Origin of the sequence: Candidatus Protofrankia californiensis, assembly GCF_900634765.1 — a bacterium.
In the GTDB taxonomy this organism is placed as follows: Bacteria; Actinomycetota; Actinomycetes; order Frankiales; family Frankiaceae; genus Protofrankia; species Protofrankia californiensis.
Genome location: NZ_CAAAFT010000091.1, coordinates 1 through 5,147 on the forward strand (window position 1 = coordinate 1; position 5,147 = coordinate 5,147).

Genomic DNA, 5,147 nt, shown 5'->3' on the forward strand with positions numbered 1-5,147 from the left:
ACATTGCGCCGGGCCCTGTTCGCGTTGCGCTTCCAGGAAAAAAACATTCTGCTGTCGAGTGACATCACTGACAGCTCCCGTATTCTCTACGTGCGTAACCCACGTGACCGGGTGAGCAAGGTCGCGCCCTGGCTGACCCTGGACGGCGACCCGTACCCGGCGGTCGTCGACGGCCGGGTGACGTGGATCCTCGACGGCTACACGACCACCGACGGATATCCCTATGCCGAACGTCGGACGCTCGGCTCGGTGACCGCGGACGCGGTGACCAACCGTGCATCCAACCGGCCCGGGCAGGCCGCGAACGAGGTCAACTACATCCGTAATTCCGTGAAGGTCACCGTCGACGCCTACAACGGAACCGTCACGCTCTACGCCTGGGACGAGGCGGATCCCGTCCTGAAGACCTGGATGAAGGCGTTCCCGGGCACCGTGAAGGCGAAGAAGGACATTCCCGCGTCCCTGCTGAGCCATCTCCGCTACCCGGAGGACCTCTTCAAGGTGCAGCGGGATCTCATCGCCTCGTACCACGTGACCGATCCGCGTGAGTTCTACTCGCAGGAGGACTTCTGGGCGGTTTCGCCGTCCCCGGACGACCAGAACCAGACGCAGCCGCCGTTCTACGTCTACAGCCAGCTGATCGGGCAGTCGCAACCCAGCTTCAACCTGACCTCCCCGCTGCTGGCGCGGGGATCATCGAAACTCGCCGCCTACATGGCGGTGTCGAGTGATCCCGGCAACTACGGCGAGTTCCAGGTCCTGCAGCTGCCCAAGGGCGTCACGATCAACGGGCCGGTCCAGGTACAGAACCTCATCGAGTCCAATGCGAAGATCTCCCAGGAGCTGAGCCTGCTGCGGGGCCAGGGCTCGCGGACCATCCAGGGGAACCTGCTGACCCTGCCGGTGGCGGGCGGGCTGCTCTATGTCGAGCCGTACTACGTCCAGGCGCGGGAGAACGCGGTGTATCCGACCCTGCAACGGGTGGCGGCGGTCTTCGGCGAGAACATCGGTTTCGCGCCGACCCTGAGCGAGGCGCTGGGACAGGTCTTCGGCACGGCTACCGGGCCACCCAGCGCGGGAACAGGCGGGACGGGAACGGGCGGGAACGTTCCGCCGAGCAGTACGAGCGATCCGCAGATCCGGCAGGCGATCACCGATGCCGACCGCGCGTTCACTGCCGGGCAGGAGGCGTTGAAGAAGGATCCCCCCGACTTCACCGTCTACGGCACCGCGCAGAAGGACCTGTCGGACGCGTTGGACCGGTTGGCGCGGCTGACAGGGGTGGCACCGTCATCGCCGGTGAGCCCTTCGCCGTCGCCCTCTCCTTCCTCTCCGCCACAGCCGGCGCCGGCTGCCCCTCCGCCGTCGACTCCCGCGCCGGCGGCGGCTCCTACCAGCGTGCTGCTCCCCGTCGCACCGGCGAGCACGGCGTCGGCTCGGGCACCAAGCGGGTAGCCGGCGAGTGGGAGCCTGCCGGCGGCAGCCGGCTGGCAGCCGATCGAGAAATTCGATCAAGCTCGTTTGACACCACCCACCCTGCATCTAGTATGGTGAAGCCACACCGACGCGGGGTGGAGCAGCTCGGTAGCTCGCTGGGCTCATAACCCAGAGGTCACAGGTTCAAATCCTGTCCCCGCTACCAGGGAAAACGTCCCCGGATAGATCTTATCCGGGGACGTTTTCGCGTCCGTGTAGCCAGATTTGTAGCCGGGCACTGTACGGGCGTGCCCTCGATCAGCCCTCGCCAGACTCCTCGGGCTCCTCCGCCTCCTCCCTTCCGAGGATCAGGTTCGTGATCGCCGTGGCGGTAGTAGCCTCCCGGTCGAGGTCGCCGGTCCGCTGCACGTAGGTCGCGAGCGTGAATGCCATGCTGGCATGCCCGATGCGTTCGCTGACGACCTTCGGGTTCGCCCCGGCGTCGATCGACACGGTTGCGTAGCTGTGGCGCCCGTCGAAGGTGATCTGCTCGTGGTCGGCAACGGTCGGATGTGAACCTTCGGCGGTTGGCCGGAACCGCTACAGCCGATCGGCTACATCGCCGCTGCCGCTGCCGCTGCCGTGGGCAAGGGTGAGCCGGTGGCTGTCCGAGCCTCTACTTGAATGTCACCGAGCCGCAGCCGAGCATCTCCGGCGGTGAGATCGAAGCTGATTTCCCGACGGTGACGAGACGGGATCCGGAGAAGTTGTAGAAGGTGCTGTCGCCCCGATAGTCCTTACCGTTGGTGCTGCTGCCTGTCCAGCTTTCGATCGCGGCGGCAGGCGGCTGCGTCCGGCGGCACCCCCACGTTGCCGCGTTCCGCAGTGAGGCGCCGTACGGCAGCGCCGCCTGCTGCCCGTCGAGTGTGACCAGCCGCAACCGGGCGTCGACATATCGGAAGACTGTTGCCAGCTGCATCGCCGCTCCCTGGTCGAACCGGACGAACACCTCCGCGTGCCCGTCCCGGTCGGCGTCGACCGAGCCGAGTACACCCTGCGCCGCGGGGTCCGGCCCACTGTCGAAACGAACTTCCTCGGTACGGCCGGTCGAGTAGACGACACGGAGCAGACCGGCAGCGGGAAGCGTGATCGATTCTGTGCGGCCGTCACCGTCGACGTCACCGTCCCGAGCCGCTTGCGGCGAGCCGTTCGAGCTCGACGACGGCGACGCTGGGCGGATTGCCGTTCCCGGCGATGCTGATCGGACCGCACTCACCTGGCCGGTGCCTGCCGATGTCGAGGCGCCCGACGGCCGTGTGCCGGATGAATCCACGGTATCGGTACCGGTGCAGCCCGTTGTCATCAGGATGAGCGCGGTGGCTGCCGCGACAGCGACAACGATGGAAGGCGCAGATATGCGCACGACGACCCCCGGCAGTCAGAAAAAGTGTCTGTTCTGCATATCCGATGATTCAGATGGATACGAGACCGCTGTGGTGTGACGGGCCTGTCCGGATACTGACAGGGGTAAAGCAGCCGTTACCTCGTTGAAATGCTGCGGGTTTTGTTGGAACGCGGCGGAACGCCGACCGGCTTTCGTACGGGCGACGAAGCCGTGGCGGTCACCGCCGGGCGCATGTCGCGACGGGCTCAGGGCCGGAGGGTGCGCCACGGGCGCAGGGCCGGGGGTATAGGCCGCGGGCTCAGGGTCGGGGGGTGCGCCAGGGGCTCGCCGGGCGTAGCAGGTCGGCCGAGCGCAGCAGCACCTCGGCGAGCATGCGGGCTTCCTCGGGCGTGAGGTAGGCGGCGGCGAGGGCGTCGAGCATCGGAGCGTCCAGACGCAGCAGGATCACTGGAGCCTGCCCCGGGGCGGCCGGCGGCTCAGGCCGGACCGTGATCTCTGCCTGACCGATCCGGGTGGTCAGAACGCCGTCCTGCGGATCGTGATGAACCAGTGCCATGGTCATCCACTCCTCCTGAACCAAACCGGTTCCGGCTGTTGCACATGTTGGACTCTCGTCCCCCGGTACTGGTTGCTCCGGTCGGACGTCGGCTTCCCGACCCTGGACGCGAGAGAAGCATGATCGTGCTGCTTCCGGCTCGCTCGGTGCTGTCCGGACAATGCAGCCACGCCGTGGTCCTAAAAGTAGTCATACGGGCACGCAGTTGAATGTAGGTGAGGGAAACTTCGATCTTAATTCACGATCAGTAGTTCTATTGCTGCCTATCGCCTACCTCTGGAAGGGTCGAGATGACGCCGAGCTCCGAGGGGCCCACTGCCGACGTGCCGGGGCGGGACCGCCGTGATCCCTATCATTCCGCGCTGCTGCGTGGCCTGACCATGCCACGCACGCGTCCGCGTCAGGCGGTGGGACAACGGCCGGCACGGCCGGCAGGGGACTGGAGCATGATCGGACGGCGGGAGTTCCTCCGCCTGTCCGGCTTGATGACCGGTGGTGGCGTCCTGCTGGCAGCATGCGGTGAGGACCGCCCCGTATCCCCACCGCCACCCCCGGAGCCGAGCCCTCTCCCGGAGCTCACCGTCACCGATTACTGGACCGGCAAGACGCCCGCCGGCCATCTCGACTTCGCGAACTGGCCGCTGTACATCGACACGTCCGCGGTCCGGGCGGACGCCCATCCGACACTCGACACGTTCACCCACGCGACCGGTATCACGGTCTCCTACCACGAGGTCATCGAAAACGACGAATCGTTCTATGCGGGGATCCGGCCGCTGCTCGAGGCAGTACGCCCGGTCGGTTACGACCTGATGGTCATCACCAACGGGCAGGTGCTCGCCGAACTCATCCGGCTGAACCACCTAGCGCCGCTGGACGCAAGCCGGCTCCCGGCCTTTTTCGCCAACGCCGACGAGAGTGTCGTGAATCCCGCCTACGACCCGAACAACCGGTTCACGGTCGCCTGGCAGTCGGGAATCACGGGGATCGCCTACGATCCCAACCGCACCGGCCGGGAGATCAGAAGCTTCAACGATCTGTTCGATCCGGCTTTCGCCGGTCGGGTCGGGATGTTCGGTGACGTCCGTGACCTGCCGAACTTCACCTTGGTGGGCATGGGAATCACGCCTGAGACGTCGACGCCGGCGCACTGGCGGAAGGCCGCGGATATCCTGCGCAAACAACGGGACGACCGTATCGTCCGCAACTACTACCAGCAGGACTACATCGAGCCTCTCAAGAAAGGGGATATATGGCTGTCCATGGCGTGGTCCGGAGACATTTTCCAGGCCAATTCCGAGGGCGCCGACCTGCGTTTCATCATTCCCGACGAGGGTGGAATAATGTGGACAGACAGCATGTGCATCCCGGTTACCGCACCACATCCGGTGGACGCCATCACCTTCATGGACTTCGCCTATCAGATCGACATCGCCGCGAAACTCGCCGAAGGGATCAACTACATCACCCCGGTACCGTTCGCGCGGGACCGGATCATCCGGGACGCGGGTGCCGCCAGCGGTGCCGCACAGGCGCAGATGATGGCCACCGCCAACAGCCCGCTGGTCTTCCCCGTCCGTTCGGATCTGGCCCGGCTCCGGCGCTACCGCGTCCTGACCAGGGCCGAGGCCGCCGAGTGGAACAGCCTGTTCCAGCCCATCTACCAATCCTGACGGCTACCAGCCCTGCCCCGTCCGGTACCGGTCCTGACAGCTGCCAGCCCGACCTGTCCTCTCCGATCTGCCTGCTCCGATCTGCCCGATCCGACCC

The 5,147-nt window shown here is 66.0% G+C and carries 5 protein-coding genes and 1 tRNA gene; 3 read left to right on the forward strand and 3 right to left on the reverse strand.

The genetic code is table 11. From position 1 onward, the window contains the following. Positions 1-1,455, forward strand: a 1,455-nt coding sequence (locus tag DD1DGNOD_RS05370) for a UPF0182 family protein (protein ID WP_165036446.1), incomplete at its 5' end; no start/stop codon positions are given. A 110-nt stretch (positions 1,456-1,565) separates the two neighbouring features. After that, a tRNA-Met gene (locus DD1DGNOD_RS05375) sits at positions 1,566-1,642 on the forward strand. A 92-nt stretch (positions 1,643-1,734) separates the two neighbouring features. Here the strand turns inward: DD1DGNOD_RS05375 and DD1DGNOD_RS05380 are convergent. From DD1DGNOD_RS05380 to DD1DGNOD_RS05390, 3 genes are all read right to left on the reverse strand, one after another. After that, positions 1,735-1,929: a hypothetical protein gene (locus DD1DGNOD_RS05380; protein ID WP_131765531.1), complete on the reverse strand. Its 195-nt coding sequence runs from the start codon at positions 1,927-1,929 to the stop codon at positions 1,735-1,737. A gap of 163 nt (positions 1,930-2,092) precedes the next feature. Continuing rightward, positions 2,093-2,692 (reverse strand): hypothetical protein, encoded by a 600-nt coding sequence (locus DD1DGNOD_RS05385; RefSeq protein WP_131765532.1) that lies wholly within the window; start codon positions 2,690-2,692, stop codon positions 2,093-2,095. 427 nt (positions 2,693-3,119) lie between these two features. Beyond that, positions 3,120-3,377: a hypothetical protein gene (locus DD1DGNOD_RS05390; RefSeq protein WP_131765590.1), complete on the reverse strand. Its 258-nt coding sequence runs from the start codon at positions 3,375-3,377 to the stop codon at positions 3,120-3,122. Positions 3,378-3,667: 290 nt separating this feature from the next. Between DD1DGNOD_RS05390 and DD1DGNOD_RS05395 the strand changes: the two genes are divergently transcribed. Beyond that, positions 3,668-5,050, forward strand: a complete 1,383-nt coding sequence (locus DD1DGNOD_RS05395) for a polyamine ABC transporter substrate-binding protein (RefSeq protein WP_131765534.1) — start codon at positions 3,668-3,670, stop codon at positions 5,048-5,050. The last annotated feature ends 97 nt before the right edge of the window (positions 5,051-5,147 follow it).

Coding starts and splice junctions, on each gene's coding strand:
- DD1DGNOD_RS05390 (WP_131765590.1), bottom strand. CDS start 3,377: ATGGCACTGGTTCATCACGATCCGCAGGACGGCGTTCTGACCACCCGG.
- DD1DGNOD_RS05395 (WP_131765534.1), top strand. CDS start 3,668: ATGACGCCGAGCTCCGAGGGGCCCACTGCCGACGTGCCGGGGCGGGAC.